The 23098-nt window shown below is 69.8% G+C and carries 32 protein-coding genes and 1 tRNA gene; 13 read left to right on the top strand and 20 right to left on the bottom strand.

The window, feature by feature from the left end:
• Positions 1 to 115: 115 nt before the first annotated feature.
• Positions 116 to 811 (top strand): TetR/AcrR family transcriptional regulator, encoded by a 696-nt coding sequence (locus ACTWPV_RS32125; protein ID WP_443154652.1) that lies wholly within the window; start codon positions 116 to 118, stop codon positions 809 to 811.
• Positions 812 to 1027: 216 nt separating this feature from the next.
• Here ACTWPV_RS32125 and ACTWPV_RS32120 read toward each other — a convergent pair whose 3' ends face one another.
• The 8 genes from ACTWPV_RS32120 to ACTWPV_RS32085 form a co-directional block, all read right to left on the bottom strand.
• Complete coding sequence (locus ACTWPV_RS32120) at positions 1028 to 1450, bottom strand: hypothetical protein (RefSeq protein ID WP_443154651.1); 423 nt, start codon at positions 1448 to 1450, stop codon at positions 1028 to 1030.
• A 118-nt stretch (positions 1451 to 1568) separates the two neighbouring features.
• Positions 1569 to 1712, bottom strand: a complete 144-nt coding sequence (locus ACTWPV_RS32115) for a zinc ribbon domain-containing protein (protein ID WP_443154650.1) — start codon at positions 1710 to 1712, stop codon at positions 1569 to 1571.
• Between the two features lie 12 nt (positions 1713 to 1724).
• Positions 1725 to 2054, bottom strand: coding sequence for an IS3 family transposase (locus ACTWPV_RS32110; RefSeq protein ID WP_443154649.1), 330 nt, complete (start codon positions 2052 to 2054; stop codon positions 1725 to 1727).
• A gap of 75 nt (positions 2055 to 2129) precedes the next feature.
• Complete coding sequence (locus tag ACTWPV_RS32105) at positions 2130 to 2705, bottom strand: GNAT family N-acetyltransferase (RefSeq protein ID WP_443154648.1); 576 nt, start codon at positions 2703 to 2705, stop codon at positions 2130 to 2132.
• 280 nt (positions 2706 to 2985) lie between these two features.
• Positions 2986 to 3058: transfer RNA gene (locus tag ACTWPV_RS32100), tRNA-Thr, on the bottom strand.
• Positions 3059 to 3078: 20 nt separating this feature from the next.
• Positions 3079 to 4041 carry a 23S rRNA (guanosine(2251)-2'-O)-methyltransferase RlmB gene (gene rlmB / locus ACTWPV_RS32095; protein WP_347649683.1) on the bottom strand — a complete coding sequence of 321 codons (963 nt, stop codon included), beginning with the start codon at positions 4039 to 4041 and terminating at the stop codon, positions 3079 to 3081.
• 74 nt (positions 4042 to 4115) lie between these two features.
• A complete protein-coding gene (gene cysS, locus ACTWPV_RS32090; protein WP_347649684.1) occupies positions 4116 to 5507 on the bottom strand; it encodes a cysteine--tRNA ligase in 1392 nt (463 codons plus the stop codon).
• Positions 5508 to 5550: 43 nt separating this feature from the next.
• Positions 5551 to 5967, bottom strand: a complete 417-nt coding sequence (locus tag ACTWPV_RS32085; protein WP_443154647.1) for a PPOX class F420-dependent oxidoreductase — start codon at positions 5965 to 5967, stop codon at positions 5551 to 5553.
• A 23-nt stretch (positions 5968 to 5990) separates the two neighbouring features.
• Here ACTWPV_RS32085 and ACTWPV_RS32080 point away from each other — a divergent pair, with 23 nt between their 5' ends.
• Complete coding sequence (locus tag ACTWPV_RS32080; RefSeq protein ID WP_443154646.1) at positions 5991 to 7145, top strand: DUF2637 domain-containing protein; 1155 nt, start codon at positions 5991 to 5993, stop codon at positions 7143 to 7145.
• 88 nt (positions 7146 to 7233) lie between these two features.
• Here ACTWPV_RS32080 and ACTWPV_RS32075 read toward each other — a convergent pair whose 3' ends face one another.
• The 4 genes from ACTWPV_RS32075 to ACTWPV_RS32060 all read right to left on the bottom strand — a co-directional run bounded on the left by ACTWPV_RS32075 (position 7234) and on the right by ACTWPV_RS32060 (position 9036).
• Positions 7234 to 7503, bottom strand: a complete 270-nt coding sequence (locus ACTWPV_RS32075; protein WP_347649687.1) for a GlsB/YeaQ/YmgE family stress response membrane protein — start codon at positions 7501 to 7503, stop codon at positions 7234 to 7236.
• A 102-nt stretch (positions 7504 to 7605) separates the two neighbouring features.
• Positions 7606 to 7887 carry a GlsB/YeaQ/YmgE family stress response membrane protein gene (locus ACTWPV_RS32070; RefSeq protein ID WP_443154645.1) on the bottom strand — a complete coding sequence of 94 codons (282 nt, stop codon included), beginning with the start codon at positions 7885 to 7887 and terminating at the stop codon, positions 7606 to 7608.
• A 187-nt stretch (positions 7888 to 8074) separates the two neighbouring features.
• Positions 8075 to 8536, bottom strand: coding sequence for a 2-C-methyl-D-erythritol 2,4-cyclodiphosphate synthase (ispF, locus tag ACTWPV_RS32065; RefSeq protein ID WP_443154644.1), 462 nt, complete (start codon positions 8534 to 8536; stop codon positions 8075 to 8077).
• A 17-nt stretch (positions 8537 to 8553) separates the two neighbouring features.
• Positions 8554 to 9036: a CarD family transcriptional regulator gene (locus ACTWPV_RS32060; RefSeq protein WP_020544658.1), complete on the bottom strand. Its 483-nt coding sequence runs from the start codon at positions 9034 to 9036 to the stop codon at positions 8554 to 8556.
• 273 nt (positions 9037 to 9309) lie between these two features.
• On the opposite strand from ACTWPV_RS32060, the gene ACTWPV_RS32055 reads away from it, so the two are divergent.
• Positions 9310 to 9888 carry a copper chaperone PCu(A)C gene (locus ACTWPV_RS32055; protein WP_443154643.1) on the top strand — a complete coding sequence of 193 codons (579 nt, stop codon included), beginning with the start codon at positions 9310 to 9312 and terminating at the stop codon, positions 9886 to 9888.
• Positions 9889 to 9939: 51 nt separating this feature from the next.
• On the opposite strand, the gene ACTWPV_RS32050 is transcribed toward ACTWPV_RS32055, so the two are convergent.
• The gene (locus ACTWPV_RS32050) at positions 9940 to 10632 is read right to left on the bottom strand and encodes a response regulator transcription factor (RefSeq protein WP_132516891.1); all 693 of its coding nucleotides are present in this window, start codon (positions 10630 to 10632) and stop codon (positions 9940 to 9942) included.
• A complete protein-coding gene (locus tag ACTWPV_RS32045) occupies positions 10629 to 11801 on the bottom strand; it encodes a sensor histidine kinase (RefSeq protein WP_347649784.1) in 1173 nt (390 codons plus the stop codon). The genes ACTWPV_RS32050 and ACTWPV_RS32045 overlap by 4 nt, the downstream gene beginning before the upstream one ends.
• A 133-nt stretch (positions 11802 to 11934) precedes the next feature.
• Here ACTWPV_RS32045 and phoU point away from each other — a divergent pair, with 133 nt between their 5' ends.
• Positions 11935 to 12579, top strand: coding sequence for a phosphate signaling complex protein PhoU (phoU, locus tag ACTWPV_RS32040; RefSeq protein WP_347780247.1), 645 nt, complete (start codon positions 11935 to 11937; stop codon positions 12577 to 12579).
• A gap of 49 nt (positions 12580 to 12628) precedes the next feature.
• On the opposite strand, the gene ACTWPV_RS32035 is transcribed toward phoU, so the two are convergent.
• From ACTWPV_RS32035 to mshA, 3 genes are read right to left on the bottom strand one after another with little or no spacing between them, the layout of a single operon-like run.
• Positions 12629 to 13372 carry a phosphoglyceromutase gene (locus ACTWPV_RS32035; RefSeq protein WP_347649691.1) on the bottom strand — a complete coding sequence of 248 codons (744 nt, stop codon included), beginning with the start codon at positions 13370 to 13372 and terminating at the stop codon, positions 12629 to 12631.
• A 10-nt stretch (positions 13373 to 13382) separates the two neighbouring features.
• Entirely contained in the window at positions 13383 to 13874 is a 492-nt protein-coding gene (locus tag ACTWPV_RS32030; protein ID WP_132516897.1) for a YbjN domain-containing protein, read from the bottom strand.
• Positions 13875 to 13912: 38 nt separating this feature from the next.
• Complete coding sequence (mshA, locus tag ACTWPV_RS32025; RefSeq protein WP_443154642.1) at positions 13913 to 15190, bottom strand: D-inositol-3-phosphate glycosyltransferase; 1278 nt, start codon at positions 15188 to 15190, stop codon at positions 13913 to 13915.
• A 132-nt stretch (positions 15191 to 15322) separates the two neighbouring features.
• Between mshA and ACTWPV_RS32020 the strand changes: the two genes are divergently transcribed.
• Together ACTWPV_RS32020 and ACTWPV_RS32015 are read left to right on the top strand one after the other, a co-directional pair.
• A complete protein-coding gene (locus ACTWPV_RS32020; RefSeq protein ID WP_443154641.1) occupies positions 15323 to 16066 on the top strand; it encodes an SDR family NAD(P)-dependent oxidoreductase in 744 nt (247 codons plus the stop codon).
• Between the two features lie 24 nt (positions 16067 to 16090).
• Positions 16091 to 16897, top strand: coding sequence for a class I SAM-dependent methyltransferase (locus ACTWPV_RS32015; protein ID WP_443154640.1), 807 nt, complete (start codon positions 16091 to 16093; stop codon positions 16895 to 16897).
• A gap of 4 nt (positions 16898 to 16901) precedes the next feature.
• Here the strand turns inward: ACTWPV_RS32015 and ACTWPV_RS32010 are convergent, their stop codons facing one another.
• Positions 16902 to 17405, bottom strand: coding sequence for an O-acetyl-ADP-ribose deacetylase (locus ACTWPV_RS32010; RefSeq protein ID WP_443154639.1), 504 nt, complete (start codon positions 17403 to 17405; stop codon positions 16902 to 16904).
• Positions 17406 to 17476: 71 nt separating this feature from the next.
• Here ACTWPV_RS32010 and ACTWPV_RS32005 point away from each other — a divergent pair, with 71 nt between their 5' ends.
• The 6 genes from ACTWPV_RS32005 to ACTWPV_RS31980 all read left to right on the top strand — a co-directional run bounded on the left by ACTWPV_RS32005 (position 17477) and on the right by ACTWPV_RS31980 (position 20640).
• Positions 17477 to 17809 (top strand): YnfA family protein, encoded by a 333-nt coding sequence (locus ACTWPV_RS32005; RefSeq protein ID WP_347649696.1) that lies wholly within the window; start codon positions 17477 to 17479, stop codon positions 17807 to 17809.
• A gap of 78 nt (positions 17810 to 17887) precedes the next feature.
• On the top strand, positions 17888 to 18244 hold the full coding sequence (locus tag ACTWPV_RS32000; RefSeq protein ID WP_132337141.1) for a BlaI/MecI/CopY family transcriptional regulator: 357 nt from the start codon (positions 17888 to 17890) through the stop codon (positions 18242 to 18244).
• Complete coding sequence (locus tag ACTWPV_RS31995) at positions 18241 to 19146, top strand: M56 family metallopeptidase (protein ID WP_443154638.1); 906 nt, start codon at positions 18241 to 18243, stop codon at positions 19144 to 19146. The genes ACTWPV_RS32000 and ACTWPV_RS31995 overlap by 4 nt, the downstream gene beginning before the upstream one ends.
• A 60-nt stretch (positions 19147 to 19206) precedes the next feature.
• Positions 19207 to 19698, top strand: a complete 492-nt coding sequence (locus tag ACTWPV_RS31990) for a helix-turn-helix domain-containing protein (protein WP_443154637.1) — start codon at positions 19207 to 19209, stop codon at positions 19696 to 19698.
• A 3-nt stretch (positions 19699 to 19701) separates the two neighbouring features.
• Positions 19702 to 20151, top strand: coding sequence for a hypothetical protein (locus tag ACTWPV_RS31985; RefSeq protein WP_443154636.1), 450 nt, complete (start codon positions 19702 to 19704; stop codon positions 20149 to 20151).
• 120 nt (positions 20152 to 20271) lie between these two features.
• Entirely contained in the window at positions 20272 to 20640 is a 369-nt protein-coding gene (locus ACTWPV_RS31980) for a DUF2516 family protein (protein WP_443154635.1), read from the top strand.
• Here the strand turns inward: ACTWPV_RS31980 and ACTWPV_RS31975 are convergent, their stop codons facing one another.
• On the bottom strand, positions 20641 to 21321 hold the full coding sequence (locus ACTWPV_RS31975) for an SGNH/GDSL hydrolase family protein (protein ID WP_347649701.1): 681 nt from the start codon (positions 21319 to 21321) through the stop codon (positions 20641 to 20643).
• Positions 21322 to 21349: 28 nt separating this feature from the next.
• Between ACTWPV_RS31975 and ACTWPV_RS31970 the strand changes: the two genes are divergently transcribed.
• A complete protein-coding gene (locus ACTWPV_RS31970; RefSeq protein ID WP_443154634.1) occupies positions 21350 to 22084 on the top strand; it encodes an alanyl-tRNA editing protein in 735 nt (244 codons plus the stop codon).
• Positions 22085 to 22095: 11 nt separating this feature from the next.
• On the opposite strand, the gene ACTWPV_RS31965 is transcribed toward ACTWPV_RS31970, so the two are convergent.
• Positions 22096 to 23046, bottom strand: a complete 951-nt coding sequence (locus ACTWPV_RS31965) for a TetR/AcrR family transcriptional regulator C-terminal domain-containing protein (RefSeq protein ID WP_443154633.1) — start codon at positions 23044 to 23046, stop codon at positions 22096 to 22098.
• Positions 23047 to 23098 lie beyond the last annotated feature (52 nt).

Genomic DNA, 23098 nt, shown 5'->3' with positions numbered 1-23098 from the left:
CCCGGACGGGTCACCGAACCGCTCAATCACTACCGCACGCATCAACGTCTCCCTGTGTTCAGCTACGATCCGGACCGTAGTGGACGCATGCGTCCACTTAGCGGAAGTGAGAACGATGACGGAAGAAGTGACTCACAACCTTCGCGCGGATGCGCAGGAGAACCGCGACAGGATCCTGGACACCGCCCGCACTCTGTTCTCCGAGCGCGGCCTGGAGGTCCCGATGCGAGAGATAGCGCGCTGCGCCGAAGTGGGTCCCGCAACCCTCTACCGACGGTTCCCGACCAAGCAGGCCCTCATCGACGACGCGTTCGCGGACGAACTGCGTGCATGCCGCCAGATCGTCGAGGACGGTTGCGCCGACCCAGACCCCTGGCGCGGCTTCTCGTCCGTCGTCGAAGGCCTGAGCGTGCTCAACGTGCAGAACAGGGGGTTCGTCGACGCCTTCATGTCGGCCAACCCTCAGGCATCCGCGTTCGCGGAACACCGCACAGCACTTCTCCGCCGGCTCCGAACCCTCGCCTCCCGGGCCAAGCGAGCCGGGCGACTGCGGCACGACTTCGCCACCGACGATCTCGTGCTCATCCTGCTGGCCGGCCGCGGGCTGTCATCGACCCGCCCCGCCACCCGGACGGTCGCCGCCCGCCGCTTCGCCGCCCTCGCACTGGATGCCTTCCGGGAGAACGCGGCAAACGGCGCCCTGCCCCGAAAGCCCGCCCTCGTCGACGAGATAGCCCACGCCCTCCGACGAAGCCACCCGCTCAGGCCGCGGACGGACACCGGTGGTTCGTGCGGCACGCGTACGGGCTGACAACCACAGAGACCATCCAGAAGCAGCGCCGAAACGGCACCCTCCTCCCGCCCTCACTGATGAGAGCACGCCGGCGAGGCACACCAGAAAGATCAGGTGTCATGTTCACCGCGCGATCCTAACTCTGGCGCCCGGTCACGCCTTTGAGCTGGTTCACGACCAGCCGGCATCGATCACTGAGCAGCCGCAGAAGGGTTGGTCATGACAGGCGCTGCCCTACCAGCCGCCCATCCAGCAGTAGAGCTGCTGATCATGCTCCTTCGCCCGTCGCGCAAGCCCCACGAACTCCTCAATCAGGGGCAACAAGTCATGCGGACCCGTATCACTGTAGAACTCGAAGTCTTCGATCTCCGACCAGCGAGCCGCCAGCACCTGTAGACGGTCGTTCTCGACGTCGGCCAAAGCGTCACGAACACGCACCGCGAACTCCGCGATGCCGGGTCCTTCAAGGTAAGGCGACCCTTCCGGGAGAGCCTCCGCCTCCTCCAGGCTCTGTGGTGCTCCTTCGGGCGGCGGATGCAGATAGGTGAGGCCGAGGAGATCAACCGAGTACGGCTCGCCGAGAACGAGGGCAACCAATTGGCAGAACTCGTTCTCCGGGTCAATCTTTCCTGCATCTACGGCGTCGAACGCGGGCACGACGCCGGGCTTGTCGATGACCCGCGGCCGCTCCGGATCCGCTAACGCGGCACCCCGATCCGCGGCCCGATAGTACTCGTTCGTGACTCCTCCGTTCCCTGAAGGGAGTGGCTTCTCGCTAAGCCGCTTCCGCAGCCTGGCGAAGGGCAAGCCCTGCCCTCAAGATGTTGACCGCCGCATTCACGTCAGCGTGCGCGGCATGCCCGCACGCCGTACAGGCGAATTCGGCTTGGGTGGAGTTGCCCCGGTTCGGTAGACACATCAGGGCTTGCGACTACGCGGCAGCATAGTCGAGGTCTTGGGCGTTCTTGTGCCTGTGGCGACGTTCGTATTCGGCAGGGCTGAGCTGGCCGTTGGCAGAATGGCGGCGGCGCGGGTTATAGAAGCCCTCGATGTAGCTGAACAGCGCACGCTGGGCCTCTGACCTGGTGTGGAAGGTGCGCCGATCGATCAGCTCGCACTCCAGCGAGGCGAAGAAGCTCTCGGTGATGGCATTGTCGAAGCAGGTCCCAGTACGGCCCGTCGACGGGCGGACGCCTGCCTGCTCGCAGCGCCGGCCGAAGGCGATTGAGGCGTATTGGGCGGATTCAACTGGTCGTCGCAACGCCTCGATCGTCGAGGAGGATGTTGTGGCGCAAGGAAGGGCGCGTGCGGCGATTCTGGCTGGTCGCCCGCCGCTTCAGTCACCGGGACGGCCCTCGGTCAATCGGCGCGAGGAGCGGAGTACGCGCGTCATCCAGATCGTGTTGCCGCGTTCGGCGTCCTCGGTGATGCGGTCGCTTCGGTGGAACCCGAGCTTCTCGAGGACGCGGAACGAGGGTACGTTCCACTCCCACACGGTCGCCCAGAGTCGGCGACGTCCTGTTCGAGCCGCGGCTTCCATGACCGCACGGGCGGCTTCTGTCGCGTAACCATGACCGTGAGCTCGTTGTGCCAGCTCGTACGCGATCTCAGGTTCGTCGATAGATCCCTGACCGACAGTCAATCCGCAGTAGCCAATGAACTCACCGGTGTCTCGCAGCTCGATCGGCAGCAACCCGAGCCCCGGATCCGCCGCCAACGGATTGTTGCGGAGCCAGTCGCGGATGTCCTCGACCGTCGGGCATCCCTCGGCATCGATCCGCCGCGCCGGCGGCACTCGTGCATCCCGCTCAAGCCATAACCCGCGGTACTCCTCGGCATCCGACGGCACCCACCGCCGCAACCGCAGCCGCTCGGTCACCAGCTCCGCCGGTAGATCCTCATAGGTCCCCATCCGACCAATTTAGCCCGGTGCTGGCCAAGGTCAGAAAGCGACTGCAAGAGACGGACGTAGAGCTGATCAACTGCGTTCGCCTTGCCGATCGTCTATCGGACTCACGTTGGCTCTTGTCGTGTTCACGATCTGTTCGTCGCAATCATGCCCGCACGAGGACGCCAACCAGATACGGGCCGATTGACCCGGCGGTGCGAGGATGTTAGCAAGATCTCACGTTGTCCTGACAAGCAGAAAGCCCCTGACGGCATAACGCCAATTCAGGGACTTCCTGGTGCAGAGCCGACGAGGGGAATCGAACCCCTGACCTTCTGTTTACAAGACAGATGCTCTGCCGATTGAGCTACGTCGGCGCGGCCTATCAGTGTAGACGCTAGCGACGCCTGTGACGAGCGACTTCGTACAGTGCCACGCCAGCCGCCACCCCCGCGTTGAGTGACTCGGCGGATGCGTGCATCGGGATGCGGGTCACCACGTCGCACTGCTCGCGCACCAGCCGTGAGAGCCCCTTGCCCTCGGAGCCCACGACCACCACGAGCGGCTCGGTCAGCAGTTGGGCCTCGCCGATGTCGGTCTCGCCGGCCCCGTCGAGGCCGACCACGAACAGGCCCGCGTCGCGGTAGTCGCGCAGGGCGGCCGTCAGGTTGGCGGCACGGGCGACGCGCAGGGTGGCGAGTGTTCCCGCGGACGTCTTCCAGGCGCCTCCCGTGACGCCGGCCGAACGGCGTGAGGGGATGAGCAGGCCGTGGGCGCCGAAGGCGGTGGCGGAGCGGGCGATGGCGCCGAGGTTGCGCGGGTCGGTGACCGAGTCGAGGGCGACGATCAGTGGGGGGTCGCCGGCGTCGTGGGCGAGGTCCACCAGCTCTGACGGGTGCGCGTAGTCGTAGGCGGGGATCTGGAGCGCGATGCCCTGGTGGACGGCGCCTTCCGTCAGGCGGTCGAGCTTGTCGCGGGTGACTTCGAGCAGTGCGATGCCGCGCTCTGCCGCGATCTTGATGGAGTCGCGTACGCGGTCGTCGTTGTCGATGCGCTGGGCCACGTAGAGGGCGTTGGCGGGCACGTCGGCCTGCAGGGCTTCGAGCACCGGATTGCGCCCGCCGATGTATTCGGGGGCGTCTTCCGAACGCCTGGACCTGGTGGGAGCGGCGCGGCGACTGCCGCCGCGCTCTTCGCGGGCGACGCGCTCGGCACGGGCCTTGTCTTTGTACCAGTGCCGCATCTCCGCGGGTGGGGTCGCGCCCCTGCCCTCGAGCGACCGGCGGCCCTGCCCTCCGGTGCCTTTGGACGGGCCCTTCTTCTTCGCGGGCCTGCCCGAGCCCCTGCCGCCTGCTGCCATGGCATCAAGGGTACTCGGGGCGCGGGGCAACTCGTTCACCGTGAAGAGGCGGGCAACCAGGGCGCCCGCCCCCTCTAGCGGCTCAGCTCCCAGCGCGGCCCGTGCGGGGTGTCCTCCACCGTGATGCCGGCGGCGCTCAGCTGGTCTCTGATCGCGTCGGCGGCCGCGTAGTCCTTACGCTCCCGCGCCGCACGGCGCTGCTCCAGCGCGACCGCCACGAGCGCGTCGACCACCGGCGACAGGTCGGACCCGGTGTCTCGCCACTGCGGCGAGCGCGGGTCGAGGCCGAGCACGTCGAGCATGTTCTGGGTCTCGGCGAGCAGCCGGGCCACGGCTTCCTTGTCGCCCCGCGACAGCGCCACGTTGCCCTCGCGCACCACCTCGTGCACGACCGCGAGCGCCTGCGGGGTGCCCAGGTCGTCGTCGAGCGCGTCGGCGAACGCCTGCGGCAGCGGCGCGTGGGCGTCGACGTCGTGGATGACCTCGGCGGCGCGCGTGACGAAGCCCTCGATGCGCTGGTAGGCCGCGGCGGCCTCCTGCAGCGCCTCCTCGGAGTAGTCGATCGAGGATCGGTAGTGCGGGGCCGCCAGGTAGTAGCGCAGCTCCACGGGCCGCACCTTCTGCACCATCTCGGGGATCAGCAGGGAGTTGCCGAGCGACTTGCTCATCTTCTCCGCGCCGATCTTGAGCATGCCGTTGTGCATCCAGTAGCGGGCGAACCCGTCACCCGCCGCCTGCGACTGGGCGATCTCGTTCTCGTGGTGCGGGAAGATCAGGTCGATCCCGCCCCCGTGGATGTCGAACGCCGGCCCGAGGTATTTCGTCGCCATGGCCGAGCACTCAAGGTGCCAGCCGGGCCGGCCCGGCCCCCAGGGGGTCGGCCAGGTCGGCTCGCCGGGCTTCTCGCCCTTCCACAGGGCGAAGTCGCGGGGATCGCGCTTGCAGGACTCGTCGTCGGTGTCGGCCGCGGGCCGCATGTTCTCCACCTTCTGGTTGGAGAGGGAGCCGTAGCGGTCGGCATAGGACTGCACGTCGAAGTAGACGTCGCCCTCGGAGGCGTAGGCGTGGCCGCGCTCGATCAGCCGCTGCATGAGCGTGATCATCTCGGGGACGTGCCCGGTGGCGCGGGGCTCGACGGTCGGCGGGAGGCAGCCCAGGGTGTCGTACGCCCAGGTGAAGGCGCGCTGGTTGCGCTCGGCCACGACGAACCAGGGCACGCCCTCCTCGGCCGACACTCTGATGATCTTGTCGTCGATGTCGGTGACGTTGCGGCAGAACGTCACGTCATATCCGGAACGGGCAAGCCAGCGGCGGAGCACGTCGAAGTTCACGCCCGAGCGGATATGCCCGATATGCGGAGGAGCCTGCACGGTAGCCCCACACAGGTAAATCGACGCCCGACCGGCTTCGACCGGAACGAATTCGCGGATGGCGCGTGTGCTGGTGTCGTAGATGTGCAGGCTCACAAATGAAAGGCTAACGCCTCAGAGCCGCCTCCTGACCGTTAAATCAGCCGCGCAACGTGACCTTGTCCGGAGAGATCCTCACGATGAGTCGCTCGGTGCCCGGTTTGTCCTCCCAGGGCTGCCCCCGGTACTTCTGCGACAGCTCCTCGATGAGCGAGCCCTCCGGGTCGGACGTCATGGACACCCGCCCGCGCACCTCGACGTAGCGGTAGGGATCGTCCGGATCGATGACCAGCAGGCTCGCCCTCGGGTCGCGCTCGAAGTTGCGCGGCTTCACGCGCCCCTTCACGGTCGAGAAGATCACGTCGTCGCCGTCCGTACGGATCCAGACCACGCTCGAATGAGGGCCGCCGTCCGGATTGACAGAGGTGATAGTGGCGAAATTCGGCGCTTCCAGGAGCTTGCGGGCATCTTCTGACAGCACGGCCATGTGTCCTCCTAGATCGGTCTGGCCCTCCATTCTTCTGTAGGCTCACAACCGCCATGGACGTGACTCCCCCTTCTGCGCTCCGCCGCCTGGGCATCGCCCTTGCCGGACTCGCCGTCGCCGCCCTCACGGGTGCCGCGTGCGCGCTCTCCTTCGACGACCTGCGCGCGCTGGCCGTCACCGGCGAGGCCGCCACCGACCTCGCCTACCTCTATCCCGCGGCCTTCGACGCGCTCCTGGCGGTCGCGCTGATCAGCGTGCTGCTGCTGCGCTCCGCCAAGCTGCTCGTACGCGTGCAGGCGGCGTTCGTGCTGGTCCTGCTCATCGTGGCGGCCGCGGCGGTGAACGTGGCGACGGCGGTGCGGTTCGGGTTCGACGTGCGGCAGACGGCCATCGGCGTGGCCCTCGCGCCCTGGGTCATGCTGGCGCTGGCCCTGTGGCTCTGGCTGCTGCTGATCAAGCACGTGCACGCCCGCCGCGAATCAGCGGGCGGCGCCGACACCGAGCCTGCCGCGGAGCAGGACATCGTGCCGTTCGGCCGGCCGGGGCCGGACACGGAGACGACCGCGCCGTCGCCGGTCGCGGGTCCCGCGGCCGCCCCCGAGAGGCCGTCTCTCTCCGAGCCCGCGCCGGCCCTCGAGACGCGCGCCGAGCCCGCCCCGAGGACGGCTTCGCATGATGAGCCCGCCCCTTCGCCGGTCTCGGCGCAGGTGTCCGAGTGGCCCGTGCAGGAGGAGGAAGAGAGAAGAGCGCCCGAGCTCCGCCCCGTGGACTTAGATCCGCAGCCGCAACCACAGTCCGAGCCGGACGGCCAGCCGGATCCAGAGCCCAGTCGGCAGTCGGAGCCCAGCCGGCAGTCGGAGCCCAGCCGGCAGTCGGAGCCCAGCCCGGAGCCGGAGCCCCGGCGGGAGCCGGAACAAGGGCCCGTGCGGGAGCCTGAGCCGCCGACTCGGCCCGTGCGGTGGGGCGATCGGGTCAAGCCGGGGGACGTCCTCGTCCACCCGCGCTCCGACGACGACAAGGACGCCGACACGCAGCCGCATCCCGTCGTCGCCGACGACGGGCCCGACCCCGCCCATGGTCCCGAGGCCGCCGACCGCCACGAGGCCGGGCGGGAGGACGAGGACACCGCCCCGCACCCCGTGGTCCACGACGAGACCCCGGCGCCCTCGGAGCGGCTGCGCAGCACCCCGCGCCCGCCGGAGGACTGACACCAGGAAAGGCCCGCCCGGGAGCCTTCCCGGGCGGGCCTACCCGAATCCGCCTGGAATCTTCGAGCCGCGGCGCAGTGCCGCGAGCCTAGACCTTCGAGCCGCGGCGCAGCCCCGCGACGAGGCCGACGCCGACGACCGCGAGCACGACCTGCATCACCAGTTCGATCCAGTCGATGCCAGATGTCGTCTCCACGCCGAGCACCTGCGCGAGCAGCGTGCCCAGGAGAGCCGCCACGATGCCGACGACGATGGTGAGGATCCAGCCGATGGCCTGCCTGCCGGGAAGCAGCAGGCGGCCGATTGCGCCAATCACGGCACCGATCAGGATGGCGCCGAGGATGGACTGGATTGTCATGACACAAACCTCCCCGTGAGGGTGATCGGTTCACTCCCACGGGGTGCTCGCTACCCGATCTACCGCGATTATGCGCAGATATGACGAACGAGCAGGTCAGGCCTAGGTTCTTCCGGTACGGCCGGAGCGCCCGATCCCCATGCGCGTCACGAGGAGCACGCCCGCGACCGCCAGCACGAGCTGGAGGATGTGCTCGATCCAGTCGATGCCCTTCGTGTCGGCCCAGCCGAACGCCTGCGCGATCAGCGTGCCGATCAGGGCGGCCACGATGCCGACGATGAGAGTCAGGCCGATGGACATCTTCTGCTTGCCGGGTACCAGCAGCCTGCCGAGCGCCCCGATTATGGCGCCGATGACTACTGCCGAAACTATCGCGCCGATCATGTGTAGCTCCCCCCGAGACGTTCACATGTCTCCGGACAGACCTACCCGTTGAACAGGCAAACTACCCAAAAAAGGAAGGCGGCGGTCCGTACCGCGCCAGTGACGAACCGCCGCCTTCGGACTTCGGCGGGCTTGGCGACGACCCGCCGGGACACCCTCACGCGTCCCTGCGTAAGACGCCCGGCGTTCAGGAAAGGTTGACCACCAGCGCGGTGGCGAACGCGGCGATGCCCTCGCCGCGGCCGGTCAGCCCAAGCCCGTCAGTGGTGGTGGCGCTCACGCTCACCGGCGCGCCGACCGCGGCGCCGAGCGCCTTCTCGGCCTCGGCGCGGCGCGGCGCGAGCTTCGGCCGGTTGCCGATCACCTGGATGGCGACGTTGCCGATCTCGTAGCCGGCGGCGCGCACCTGCCGCGCGGTCTCCTCGAGCAGCGCGGCGCCCGACGCTCCGGCCCATCGCGGGTCGGACGTGCCGAACAGCCTGCCCAGATCGCCGAGACCGGCGGCGGACAGCAGCGCGTCGCAGGCCGCGTGTGCGGCGGCGTCACCGTCGGAGTGGCCGTCGAGCCCGGTCTCGCCCGGCCAGTGCAGGCCGGCGAGGGCGAGCTCGCGCCCGGAAGCGAACGGGTGGACGTCGACTCCGACGCCCACCCGTGGAAGATTCGTAATCAGGAGTTGAGAACCTCGTCGAGAAGGGCCTCAGCCTTGTCCTCATTGGTCTTCTCGGCCAGGGCCAACTCGCTGACCAGGATCTGACGCGCCTTGGCGAGCATGCGCTTCTCGCCCGCGGACAGCCCGCGCTCGCGGTCTCTCCGCCACAGGTCCCGAACCACCTCGGCGACCTTGTTCACATCGCCGGAGGCGAGCTTCTCGAGATTGGCCTTGTAGCGACGAGACCAGTTGGTCGGCTCTTCGGTGTGCGGCATCCGAAGGACGTCGAAAACTCGCTCAAGGCCTTCCTGGCCGACAACATCGCGCACGCCGACGAGTTCTGCGTTTTCTGCTGGCACCTGGACGGTAAGGTCGCCCTTGTCGACCTTGAGCACCAGGTAGGTCTTTTCCTCACCCTTGATGGATCGCGTCGTGATTGCTTCGATCCGAGCAGCCCCATGGTGGGGGTAGACGACAGTGTCGCCGACCTGGAAAGTCATGTGACAAGTACCCCTTCCGCTGTACTCCAGGGTACCACGCATCCACAGCCTCCCGGAACAGTGAAATCCTCATAACTGCAGGTCAAAGCCGCATATTGGGGCTTGACAAGTGCTCAACTGTATGAATCTCATTTGCGGACATAGCGAATGACCTGCGGGGGTGCGGATATGACCATGCATTCAGGTCGATAAGGTGGGCGCGGCTCATGCGCATGCGCGAGACATGCGGGTGAGCCTCACACACGCATGCGCAAGACCAAGGAGAACCCGCCCGTGACCAGCAGTCGCTGGATTGTCGTAGCCGCCGCGTTCTTGGCAGCCCCCGTGCTCGCGGGCTGCGGGGCAGGATTCGACGCCACCACCAACCAGCCGTACGCCCCCAACGAGGCGCAAGTGTTGATCGAAAAGGGTGCATACGGCACGCGCGGCATTCACATCCCGCAGGCGTTCATCCTCGGCCCCGACCCCGGGGCGCAGCTCGCCTGGCGCGGCTCCGCCCCCCTCTACCTCAACATCCTCAACAAGTCGGACGCACCTGACACCCTGGAGAAGGTCTCCGCAGGGGGCATGGGCGAGGTCAAGGTCACGGCCCCGATCCAGCTTCCCGTCGGCCAACTCGTCAACACCGGCAAGCCCACCCCGCAGATCATGCTCGAATCGATCCCCAAGAGCCTCAGAGGCGGCGAGAGCATCAAGCTGGACCTCCAGTTCGCCAAGGCCGGCGTCGTGTCCATGAACGTGCCTGTGGTCACGCGCAGCCGCGAGTTCCAGGACTACCCGCCGGCTCCCAACGCCACCCCCGCGCCCACGCCCACCCCGACGCCCTCCGCGACCGCGGAGGAGGGGCACTAGACACGCGAAAACCCCTGTTCCGGTACGCGAGACGTACCGGAACAGGGGTTTTCAGCTTTCGACGGCGTCGAACTTGTAGCCAAGGCCGCGCACGGTCAGGATGCAGCGCGGGTTGGACGGGTCGGATTCGATCTTGGCGCGCAGGCGCTTGACGTGGACGTCGAGGGTCTTGGTGTCGCCCACGTAGTCGGCGCCCCAGACCCGGTCGATGAGCTGGCCCCTGGTCAGGACGCGCCCCGCGTTGCGCAGCAGCACCTCCAGCAGCTCGAACTCCTTCAGCGGCAGCTGCACCTGCTCACCGCGCACGGCGACGACGTGGCGGTCGACGTCCATGCGTACGGGTCCGACGGCCAGCACGGCCGTCTCCAGCTCCTCGATGACGTCTCCCTGGCGGCGCAGGACCGCGCGGATGCGGGCCACGAGCTCGCGGGAGGAGAACGGCTTGGTGACGTAGTCGTCGGCGCCCAGTTCGAGGCCGACGACCTTGTCGATCTCGCTGTCCTTGGCGGTCAGCATGATCACCGGCACCTTGGAACGCTGGCGGAGCGAGCGGCACACCTCCGTGCCGGGCAGGCCGGGCAGCATCAGGTCGAGCAGCACCAGGTCGGCGCCGTTGCGGTCGAAGGTGTCGAGCGCCTCGGGCCCGGTCGCCGCGACCGACACCTCGAAGCCCTCCTTGCGAAGCATGTAGGACAGGGCGTCGGAGAAGGACTCCTCGTCCTCCACGACGAGCACTCGAGTCATTTGGCGGCCTCCAGGGGAATCGAGGGTGGTACTGCCACCGCCGTGCCGCCGAAGGCGGGCAGGCGGAGCGTGAAGGTGGAGCCGGACCCTTCCTTGCTCCAGACGGTCACCTCGCCCGCGTGCGCGGCGGCGACGTGTTTGACGATGGCGAGGCCGAGGCCGGTGCCGCCGGTCGCGCGCGATCTGGCCGCGTCGACGCGGAAGAACCGCTCGAAGATGCGCTCCAGGGCCTCCTCCGGGATGCCGATGCCCTGGTCGCTCACGCTGATCTCGACGGAGTCGCCCGCGGGCCGCACGCTGACGACGACCCTCGTGTGCTCGGGACTGTAGCCGACGGCGTTGTCGATCAGGTTGCGCAGCGCGGTGACGAGCAGGTCGTCGTCGCCCCAGATGCGCAGGCCCGAGGTGCCGCCGGTGACGAGCGCGATGTCCTTGGCCGCGGCCCTGGTGTTGCAGTGGTCGACGGCGTCGTTGACGGCCTCGTCGATCGAGACCTGGCCGGGGGTGGGGATGGGTTCGGCGCCCTGGATCCGGCTGAGCGTGATCAGGTCCTGGACGAGGTAGTTGAGCCGGGCGGCCTCCAGCTGCATGCGGCCGGCGAAGCGGGTGACCGCCTCGGGGTCTTCGGCCGCGTCCTGGATGGTCTCGGCGAGCAGGCTCAGCGCTCCCACCGGGGTCTTCAGCTCGTGGCTGACGTTGGCGACGAAGTCGCGGCGCACGGCCTCGACCCTGCGCCGCTCCGTCTGGTCCTCGGCCAGCACCAGCACCTGGCCGTGGGAGCCGAGCGGCGCCACGCGGACGGCGAAGCTCGTGGTCTCCTGGCCGAACTTGTGCCCCGCGACGTCGATCTCGCTCTCGCGGATCTCGCCGTCGCGGCGGACCTGCCTGGCCAGCGCGAGCAGCTCGGCGGCCATCAGCCGCTCGCCCTTGACCAGCCCGAACGCCCGCGCCGCCGAGCTGGCGCGCAGCACGCGGTCGTGCGCGTCGAGCACCACGGCGGAGGACGGCAGGACGGCGAGCACGGAGGCCACCCCCTGCGGCAGCGCCGCACCCGTCTCCACGCCGTCGTTCGCGGCCGTGCGGCTCGGGGCCTCGATCTGGTTGCGGTAGAACAGGACCGCCAGGGCGCCCACGACGAACCCGGCCAGGGCCGCGAAGCTCATGGCCATCTCACTCATGTCTCCGATGGTAGGTCGCCTTTTCTGCAGGACAGACCCCCTCATCAGGGGATGAACATGCCTTTCCTGGAAAGTTCATCTGAGCGTTGGAGTTCGTTCATCGTCGGCCCCGTACGGTGACGGCATGCGCGACGCGTACCACGAAGAACTTGATTCGCTGACCGACAAGCTGGTCGAGATGACCAGGCTCGTCCGCTCGGCCATCTCCCGCGCCACCACGGCGCTGCTCGACGCCGACCTCGCACTCGCCGAGAGCGTGATCTCCCGCGACGAGGAAGTGAACGCGACGTTCGCCGACATCGAGGCGTCGATCTTCGAGCTGATGGCCAGGCAGCAGCCGGTCGCGGTGGACCTGCGGATGGTCATCACGGCGCTGCGCATGGGCACCGACCTGGAGCGGATGGGCGACCTCGCCGTCCACGTCGCCAAGGTCGCCCGCCTGCGCCACCCCGACTCGGCGATCCCCGCGGAGACCCGCTCGACGATCGTGGAGATGGGGCAGATCGCGGAGAACCTCGTCACCAAGGCCGGCAGCTGCGTGGCGTCCAGGGACGTGGAGTCGGCGCTGGAGCTGGAGCAGGACGACGACGCGATGGACCGGCTGCACCGGCGGTTGTTCAGGAACATCCTGGCCAAGGACTGGCCGCACGGGGTCGAGCCGGCGATCGACATCACGCTGATCGGGCGCTATTACGAGCGCTACGCGGACCACGCCGTCCGCGTGGCCGGGGATGTCGTCTATCTCGTTACGGGGTCGCGCCCGGGTTAGCCGCCCCGGGCGGCGTCGCAGGAGCGCCGCCGCCCTCGGCCGGGAGAGGTCAGCGGCCCTGGTTGGCGACGGCTTCGATGGCCGCCTTGGCCGCCTCGGGGTCGAGGTAGCGGCCGCCCCGCACCGCCGGGTTGTAGTCGGCGTCGAGGTCGTAGACCAGCGGGATGCCCGTCGGGATGTTGAGGCCGGCGATCTCCTCGTCGCTGACGCCGTCGAGATGCTTGACCAGGGCCCGCAGGGAGTTGCCGTGGGCCGCCACCAGGACCGTGCGGCCGGCGGCGAGGTCGGGGACGATCTCGTCGTACCAGTAGGGGAGCATGCGCTCGACGACGTCCTTCAGGCACTCGGTGCGGGGCATGAGCTCCGAGGGGAGCAGGGCGTAGCGCGGGTCGCCGGCCTGGGAGAACTCGTCGTCGTCGGCGATCGGCGGCGGGGGGGTGTCGTAGGAGCGGCGCCAGAGCATGAACTGCTCCTCGCCGAACTCCTCCCTGGTCTGCGCCTTGTTCTTGCCCTGCAGGGCGCCGTAGTGGCGTTCGTTCAGCCGCCAGCTGCGCTTGACCGGGAGCCAGAGCAGGTCGGCCGCCCCCAGCGCCAGCTGGGCCGTCTGGATGGCCCTGGTCAGCAGGCTGGTGTGGACGACGTCCGGGCGGAGCCCGGCTTCCTGGAGGAGCTTGCCGCCCCGGCGTGCCTCGTCTTCGCCCTTGGCCGACAGGCTCACGTCCACCCAGCCGGTGAACAGGCCCTTCGCGTTCCAGTCGCTCTCGCCGTGCCGTAGCAGCACCAAAGTCGCCATACGCCCAATCCTAGGGGCGCTCCGACCTGGCCGGGTCGGCGAAGCGGGCGAAGGCCTGCAGGTTGGCCAGCGACTCGCCGCGCTTGGCCCGCCACTCCCACTCGCGCCGGATCGACGAGGCGAAGCCCAGCTCGAGCGCCCGGTCGAACCAGTCGTCCGCGTAGGTCAGCACGCAGCCCAGCAGCCGGTCGATCTCGTCCTCGTCGACGGCGGCCAGGGGGACGCGGCCGACGAGGTGGACGTCGCCGACGGGGTCGAGGGAGAAGTGCACGCCGTACATCGTGCCGTTCTTGCCGAGCAGCCAGCGGTAGAACTCGGCGTGGTTCTCGTCGGGCCTGCGGCAGAAGAACGCCTCGACGTGCAGGACCGTCTCCCCGACGATCAGCCAGGTCATGGTGGCGAGCTTGTGCTGCCCGGGCAGTCTGACCAGGAACGCCCCTGGTCGCGGCTCGTCGTAGGTGACGTCCGCGGCCTTGAGCGCGGCTTCGACGACATCGCGCATGCAGCCCAGCATAGGCGGGCCAGAACAATGTACGGGTGCTAGAGGTTCACGGCCACGGGCGTCTTGTGCAGATTCGCCACGGCGGCCGCGTACACCTCCATGAGCCGTGCGGCGGTGGCCTGCCAGCCGAAGGCGGCGGCGTGGGCGCGGGCGCCCCGCGAGAGCTCGTCGCGGCGGCGCGGCGCGGTGACGAAGCGGCGCAGCGCTCCCGCCCAGACGGCCGGGTCATGGCCGTTCACGAGCACGCCGGAGACGTCGTGGCGCACGGCGGTACGCAGCCCTCCCACGGCGGCGGCGGCCACGGGGGTGCCGCAGGCCTGGGACTCCAGGGCGACGAGGCCGAACGACTCGCTGTAGGAGGGCACCACCGTCACGGACGCGGCCCGGTACCAGTCGGCCAGCTCCTCCTGCGCGACCGGCGGCACCAGGCGTACGACGTCGGCGATGCCCAGCTCGGCCGCCAGCTCGGCGAGGACCGACGGACGGGCCAGGCCGTTGCCGGACGGGCCGCCCACGCAGGCGACCACCAGCCGGTCACGCAGCGACGGGTCGTCGATGAGCATCCTGGAGGCCGCGCGCAGCAGGACGTCGGGCGCCTTGAGCGGCTGGATCCTGCCGACGAACAGCAGCACGTGCGCGTCCTGCGGCAGCCCCAGCCGGCGGCGGGCGGCGCCCTGCGAGGCGGGGCGGAAGACGGCGAGGTTGACGCCGGGGTTCACGACGGCGACGCGCTGCTCGGCGGCGCCGTACAGGTCCATGAGCTCGCGCGCCTCGTCGGCGGTGTTGGCCACCAGGCGGTCGGCGATCTCCACGACCTGTTCCTCGCCCACCACCCTGGCCCGGGGTTCCGGCTTGTCGCCCTGGGCGAGCAGCAGGTTCTTGACCTTGGCCATGGTGTGCATGGTGTGCACGAGGGGCACGCCCCAGCGTTCCTTGGCCAGCCAGCCGACCTGGCCGGACAGCCAGTAGTGGGAGTGGATGACGTCGTAGCGGCCGGGGTCGTACATGGCCTCGGTGCGCAGGACCTCCGACAGGAACGCGCAGAGCTGGCCGGGCAGGTCGCTCCTGTCCATCTCCTCGTACGGGCCCGCGGTGAGGTGCCGGACGAGGACGCCGGGGGCGAGCTCGGCCACGGGCGGCAGGTCGCGGGCGGTGGCGCGGGTGAAGATCTCCACCTCCACACCGGCCTGGGCCAGCCGTTTGGCGGATTCGACGATGTACACGTTCATCCCGCCGGCGTCGCCCGTGCCGGGCTGGTCCAGCGGCGACGTGTGCATGCTGATGGTCGCGACCCGGTGGACCCGTCGTCGCCTCACTCGACACCACCTCCGAACAAATGACAACCCACCAGATTTTTGCGACATTCCCGACACTTAGTCACAGTCGGGGTACAACTCCGGCAGACCTGGCCGCCGACGCGGAGCAGCGGGACTGGCAGGATGAGGGGCATGCGCAGAACAGCCGTGGTGACGGGCGCCAGCAGCGGGATCGGGGAGGCGACCGCGCGCCGGCTCGCCGGCGAGGGCTACGAAGTGGTGGCGGGCGCGAGGCGCCGCGACCGCCTGGACAAGCTGGCCGCCGAGGTCCCCTCGATCACGCCGGTGACGCTCGACGTGACCTCCCAGGAGTCGGTCGACGCGCTGGCGGGCGCGCTCGACCGCTGCGACGTGCTGGTCAACAACGCCGGCGGCGCGCTCGGCCTCGAACCGGTGTCCGGGGCCCGGCTGGACGACTGGCAGCGGATGTACGACACGAACGTGCTCGGTTCCCTGCGCATGACCCAGGCGCTGCTGCCCCGGCTGATCGAGTCGGGGGACGGCGTGCTGGTCATGCTCACCTCGACGGCGGGCCTGGTGTCGTACGAGGGCGGGGGCGGCTACTGCGCGGCCAAGCACGCGCAGACGTCGATGGTCGAGACGCTCCGCCTCGAACTGGTCGGGCAGCCGGTGCGGATCGTCGAGATCGCGCCGGGCATGGTGCGCAGCGAGGGGTTCGCGGTCACCAGGTTCCGCGGCGACGAGGCGGCCGCGGCCCGCGTGTACGAAGGCGTGCCCGACCCGCTGACCTCCGACGACGTGGCCGACGCGATCGCCTGGACCGTGACGCGCCCCGCCCACGTGAACGTCGACCGCATGGTCATCCGCCCCCGCGCCCAGGCGGCGCAGCACAGGATCCACCGCGTCGGTGGCTGAGGCCGTCCGCGCGGCGGCCGGCTGATGGGCAGGTCCCCCGCCCGCAGGCCGGTAGGGGCGATCACGAGGGGGACGACCGGGCACAACCGGCTGCGGCGCTCCGACCGCTGGGTCGCGGCCGTGCACGGCGGGCTGCTGCGGGCCGCGAGCCGGCCGCTGGTGGTCGACCTCGGTTACGGCGCCTCCCACACCACGACGCTGGAGCTGTTCAGGCGGTTACGACAGGTGGCGCCGCGGGTCGAGGTGGTGGGCATCGAGATCGACCCGGCGCGGGTGGCGGTGGCGAAGCCGTACGAGCGGGAGGGGCTGACGTTCCGGCTGGGCGGCTTCGAGCTGCCCGTGTCGCGCCCGCCGACGCTGGTGCGGGCGTTCAACGTGCTCAGACAGTACGAAGAGGCCGAGGCCTGGCGCTACTGGGACGTGCTCCGCGACGGGCTGGGTCCGGGCGGCGTCCTGGTCGAGGGCACGTCGTCGGAGAACGGGCGGCGCGCGGTCTGGGCCGGGGTGTCCAGGGAGGGGCCGGGGACGATCACCTTCTCCGCCCGGTTCGACGCCTTCGAGCAGCCGTCCGACCTGGCCGACCGGCTGCCCAAGACCCTCATCCACCGCAACGTGCCGGGTGAGCGGATCCACGCGTTCCTGCGGGACTTCGACCACGCGTGGGCGGTGAGCGCCGCGTACGGGGCTCATGGGAGGCGGCAGCGGTGGCTGGCCGCCGTGCGCGTCCTGGCCGGGTCATGGCCGGTGCCCCTGCGGCCGCCGCTCGGCGGGCCCGCACGGTGGCGGCTCGGCGAGCTGACGTTGCCGTGGTCGGCGGTCGATCCCCGCTAGAGGTTCAGAGCAGGGACGCGAACGCGGCGTAGGCCCTGTCGTCGAACAGCACGAACCGGACATCCGCCACGGACGTCTCGGCCTCCCGCACGGCTTCCATGGCGATCCGCGCCGCGTCGTCGACGGGCCAGCCGTAGATGCCGGTGGAGATCGCCGGGAAGGCCACGGAGCGCGCCCCGAGCGAGTCGGCCACGCGCAGCGACTCGCGGTGGCAGGAGGCCAGCAGCCCGGACCGGTCCTGCGACCGGGAGTGGACCGGCCCGACCGTGTGGATCACCCACCGGGCGGGCAGCCGCCCCGCGGTCGTGGCGACCGCCTGCCCGGTCGGCAGGCCCTTGCCGTAGCGGGAGGCGCGCAGCCGCCTGCACTCGTCCAGGATCTCCGGCCCGCCGCGCCGGTGGATGGCGCCGTCGACGCCCCCGCCGCCCATGAGGGAGGAGTTGGCGGCGTTCACCACCGCGTCGGTCTCCTGCTCGGTGATGTCGCCGAGGACCAGCGTGATCTCCACCCTTCCGAGGGTGCCATGCGATGGGCGGCCGCCGCCAACCGCGGCCGCCGGAAGGGCTAACCTCGTGGGGCATGACCCTCGTCAAGTCCGTGCTGCTGTTCGTGCTGGCCGCGCTCGCCGAGATCGGCGGCGCGTGGCTGATCTGGCAGGGGGTGCGCGAGCAGCGCGGCGCCGTCTGGATCGGCGCCGGGATCGTCGCGCTCGGCCTGTACGGCTTCGTGGCCACGCTGCAGCCGAACGCGGACTTCGGGAGGGTCCTCGCCGCCTACGGCGGGGTGTTCGTGGCGGGCTCGCTGGGCTGGGGCATGGTGGTCGACGGGTTCAGGCCCGACCGCTGGGACGTCGCCGGCGTGCTGATCTGCCTGCTGGGCGTGGCGGTCATCATGTACGCCCCCCGCGGCTGACGTACCGTCGCCAGGAGGCAGGAGGATCGCGCGGCCCCGAATGCCAGCTCGACAGGTTGTAGAGCTAGTCTGAAGGGCGTGAAGGGTCTTGGCGAGCTTGAGCGCAGCATCATGGACATCCTCTGGGCGCAGAGCAGTGCGCTGACCGCCCGCGAGGTCGGCAGGCTCATCGCCGACCGCGATCTCGCCCCCACGACGGTGATGACGGTGCTCGACCGGCTCACCCGCAAGGGCTTCCTCGAGCGCACCCGTGACGGCCGCGCGTGGAGATATCAGCCGGCGGAAAGCCGCGACGCGTACATCGCTGAGCTTATGCTGGAGGCATTGGACATGACGGGTGACCGATCGGCCGCCCTGACCCGTTTCGCCCAGGCTGTGTCGGGCACGGAGGCGGAGATCCTGCGCAGAGTCCTCACGGAGCTGGAGGAAGAGTGATCACGGCAGCGGTGCTGGCGGCGCTCGCCATGGCGTGCGCGGTCGGCTCCTGGCGTTTCACCACGGCCCGCTGGACCTCACGGGCTCCACGGCTGGCCGTCATCGTCTGGCAGTCGCTCGGCGTGGCGTGGGGGCTGGCGACGACCGGCGCCATGCTCGCCTACGCCGTCCAGCCCTACGGCACGGGAGTGCTGCAGGGGCTGATCGCGTTCGGGCGGGGCGAGACGCCGCCGCAGGCGTGGGACGCGCTGCACGTGCTCGCCCTGATCGCGGGCCTCACCGCGCTGACCGTGCTGGTGGTGGTGCTCATCACGGCGGGCGTGCAGGCGCTGCGGGCCCGCCGGCGCCATCGCATGCTGCTGGCGCTGATCTCCCGCGACGACCCGGGTGTGCCCGGCGTGCGGGTGCTCGACCATCCGAGCGCCGCCGCCTACTGCGTGCCGGGGCTGCGTTCGCAGGTCGTGGTCAGCGAGGGCGCGCTCAAGCTGCTGTCGGAGGGCGAGCTGGCGGCCGTGCTGGCCCACGAGTCGGCGCACGTACGCGAGCGGCACGACCTGGTGCTGCTGCCGTTCGCCGCGCTGCGCAGGGCGCTGCCCTGGTCGAAGGTGGTGGCCGACGCGCAGTCGCAGGTGGAGCTGCTCATCGAGATGGCCGCCGACGACCGGGCCCGCCGCTACTGCTCGCCGCGCAGGCTGGCGACGGCGCTGCTGCGGTTCGGCACGGCGGAAGCCATGCCGACGCCCCAGGGCATGCTCGGCGTGCACGCCCAGCACGTCATGGCGAGGGTCGACCGCCTGATCAAGCCGGGTCCCGAGCTGGCCGCGCCGGCCCGCTACGGGTTCATCGCGCTCTCTGTGAGCTTGCTCACCGCCACGCCGTTCCTGTGGGTCATCCAGCTCTAGTGCTTGCTGGAGTTAATCACCGCGTTTGCAATTGCAAGCAGCGCGAGGCAGAATGCAGGCATGGCACTACCCAAGGTCGGCTCGATCGGCGAGTACATCCGCGAGCAGCGGCAGCAGGCGAAGATCTCGCTTCGCCAGCTGGCTGAGGCCGCGGGGGTCTCCAACCCCTATCTCAGCCAGATCGAGCGCGGGTTGCGCAAGCCGAGCGCGGAGATTCTCAACCAGATCGCCAAGGGTCTGCGCATCTCCTCGCAGGCGCTCTACGTGCAGGCGGGCCTCATCGAGGACCGCGAGCCGCCGAGCGATGTGATCACCGCGATCAGGGCCGACCCGCTTCTCACCGAACGGCAACGCCAAGTGCTGATCGATATCTACGAGTCGTTCCGCAAGGAGGCGCCCGCCGGGGACGAGCAGACCTCCCAGAATGCTCACCCCCGGCGCGACGCCGAAACGGACGACGATCCGCTGCCCGAGGAGTTTCTCGCCGCTCTTGAGCCCTACGCGGCGGCCTCCGGCAACGGCAACGTCACCCAGGAAACCAAGGAAGGTTAACCCATGACGCTCGCCACCGAGGTCAAGAAGCTGACCGAGTCCAAGCCGTTCTACGCTGTCGCGGGTGTCGGCGACTACGCCGTCGAGAAGCTGCGCGAGCTGCCCGAGCAGCTGCAGAAGCTGCAGTCGCGCCGCTCCGAGTTCACCCAGGACCTCCCGGTCAAGGCCCGCGCGTTCACCCAGGAGCTTCCTGTCAGGGCCCGCGAGGTCGCCGACAGGGCCGAGGGCCTGGCCAGAGAGCTGCCCGAGAAGGCCCGCGGCTACGCCGACCAGCTGACGCACAAGGCCACCGAGGTCTACGACGACTTCGCCACGCGTGGCCGCAAGGCCGTCAGCAAGGCGTCCGGCGAGGCCGCACTCGAGCTCGAAGAGGTGTCGGAGGCCGCCGAGCCGGCCGTCGCCGAGCCCGTCCGGCCGGCCAGGAAGACCCGCACCACCAAGGCCAAGTCCTGACCTAGCGAAAGGCCCGCCCATGGAGAGGCGGGCCTTTCCTCTTTCTGGGTGCCCGCGCGCCGGGGGCGCCTATTAGGCTGAAGCCGATTTCCTCGCGGCGTATAGGCGGAGCCAACGAATATGAATCTGATCAACGGTGTGTTCAACCTCCTCTTCCTGGTGCTCGCCGCCGTCATCTTCGGCATGTCGGTCTACGCGCTCGTGCACGCGCTGCGCGTCCCGACGAACGCGTTCGTCTCTGCGGGCAAACTGAAGAAGAACCTCTGGCTGCTGATCCTCGTGCTGGCGACGCTGTTCTCCGCAGGAGGCGCGTGGAGCTACTTCAACGCGTTCATGATCGTCGGCGACGCCCAGTTCATCGGCATCGGCATCGGCATCTTCTCGATCGCGGCCGTGATCGCGGCCACCGTCTACATCGTCGACGTGAAGCCGGCCGTCAAGGGCATGGGCGGCGGGCGCGGCGGCAACGGCCCCTACGGCCCCTGGTAGTCAGGCCAGCTGGGCCGCCAGCCAGGCGGCGATGCGCTCGTGCCCGGCGGCCGTGGGATGCACACCGTCGGGCAGCACCGCCTCCGGCGGCCAGCGCGCGGCCATCGGGTCGAGGAAGGCCACATCCTCGCGCCTGGCCACCTCCGCCAGGGCGTCGCGCACGGCGTACGCCTTCGCGGGCGGGACGTCCAGCCAGATGGGGCCGACCATGACGATCCTGGTGTCCGGCCAGTGCCCGCGCACGGCGTCGAGCAGCCGCTCGGCGGCCCGCCCCACGCGCGCCGGCCCCCAGCGCCGGTCGTTGTGGCCGCCCGAGATGACCAGCACGTCAGGGGCCGGCCGCCACGACAGCTCCACCTCGAACGAACGCTGGAACGAGCGCCCCACCCGCCCCTTGCTGAGATAACCTGTGCCGCCCGCGCCCGCGATGACCGGCTGCCAGCCCAGCAGGCGCGCGGTCTCCGCCGCGTACGTCTTCCATCGCGGCACCGGACCCGACCCCACGGTGAAGCTGTCACCCACGAACATCACGACCGGCGTGGCCGGCCGCACGACGGGCGTGGCGGGCACGAGCGGCGGGGTGGCCTCCGCGCCGGCGTTGCACCCGCTCAGGAACGCCGTGCCGAGGCCCGCCAGCGCGACGACCCGTACTGCTCGGGAACGATGCGTCAGGCCGCGCATGACCACCTCTGAGGGCTAGGCTGCCGATATGACCCACGACCTCCACGGGCGGACGCAACGACTCGAACTGTCAGACCAGGATCTTCGCGACTTCGAAGCCGTGGTGCTGGAGTCGTCGCCTGAGGGGATCGTGCTGAGCAGGTCGGCATTCTATCCGGGTGGCGGCGGCCAGCCGGCGGATCACGGCGTTCTGCTCTGGCAAGGGGTGGAGACCCGCATCGTCGGGGTGCGCAAGGGCGACGACCTCCACCTGATCCCGGCGGAGGGCGACCCCGTGCCGCCGGCCGGCACGGTGGTCAAGGCGGCGGTGGCCGACGAGCGCCGCTCTGCCCTCATGCGCACTCACTCGGGGCTGCACGTGTTGTGCGGGGTGGTGTTCCGTGACTACGGCTGCCTCGTCACCGGCGGCAACATGGACGAGCTGACCGCCCGGATGGACTTCAACCTGCCCGAGGTGCCTCCGGGGTTCAAGGAGGCCGTCGAGGACGCCTGCAACGCCGAGATCGTCGCCGACCGGCGCATCGACGTGCGCGTGCTGCCCCGCGCCGAGGCGTTCGCCATCCCCGACATCATCCGCACGGCCACCAACCTGGTGCCCGAGACCGTGCAGGACGTGCGGGTCGTCGACATCGTCGGCCTCGACACCCAGGCCGACGGCGGCACCCACGTGGCCTCCACCAAGCAGATCGGTCACATCAAGGTCGCCAAGATCGAGAGCAAGGGCCGCGGCTTCCGCCGCCTGCGCATCCAGATCTCCAGCTAGCCGATCTCCACTCAGCCGATCTCCACGGCGAGGCCGTCGAGCAGCCGGGCCAGCCCGAACTCGAAGAGCCGGTCGAGCTTCAGGTCGAAGTCGCCGCCCATCTCGGCCAGCGTGCCGAGAAAAGCGGGATAGCGGCCGGACTCGGCGATCGCCAGCACGCGGGCCTCCTGCCCGCTCATCCATTCGGCGTCGGTCATCCCGGTGTCGGCCCGTGCCTGCAGTTCCATGTCGAGATTGGCCGCGATGCCCTGGACGTAGCTGTGCATCAGGACGATCACGTACATCCTGCTCGTGGCGTCGAGGCTGTCGCCCAGCTCCGCCAGTGCCCATTCGGTGTGGCTGAGCAGGGCGGGCGAGGGCAGCGGCCGGGTGAGGGGGGAGGTCCTGGCCATCCACGGGTGTTTGCGGAAGGCCGCCCACTGCAGGCGCGCGGACGTCTCCAGGCGGGCCCGCCAGCCGTCCGGGGCCTCCTCGGGCAGCGGGAACTCCCCGACCGCCGCGTCGATCATGAGTGTGAGCAGGTCGTCCTTGCCGCCCACGTGCCGGTAGAGCGACATCGTGGCCATGCCAAGACGGCCCGCGACGGCGCGCATGGTGAGCTCGGACAGCCCTTCGGCGTCGGCGATCTCGATGGCCGCGCGCACGATGCGCTCGCGGGTCACGTCATGTCCTGGCGGCGCGGGCCGCTCCGCCCGTCCTGAACGTCCGGAGGGCCGCCCATCGCGCGGCTCCGCCCTCGCACGCCCGCGCGGCTCCGCCACGACCGTGCCGACGCGCGGCTCCGCGACCACCACCCCTTCCCTGGCCAGCAGGGCGAGCGCCTTCGAAGCGGTCGCCAGCGCCACCTCCCAGTCCCTGGCGAGCTGCCTGGTGGACGGCACCCGCTCTCCCGGACGCAGCTTGCCGTCGGCCACGCGCTGCTTGATGTCGGCCGCGATGCGCGCGTGGGGAGGAGTGGTCATCGGATCTCCTGTCCTAGTACAGATCTTCCCAGCATAGCCTTGTGAACAGCTG

The organism is Nonomuraea sp. KM88 (genome assembly GCF_052245635.1).
GTDB lineage: Bacteria > Actinomycetota > Actinomycetes > Streptosporangiales > Streptosporangiaceae > Nonomuraea.
Note: the sequence above shows the minus strand (reverse complement) of the source record. Positions and strands in the feature narration are given on the sequence as shown.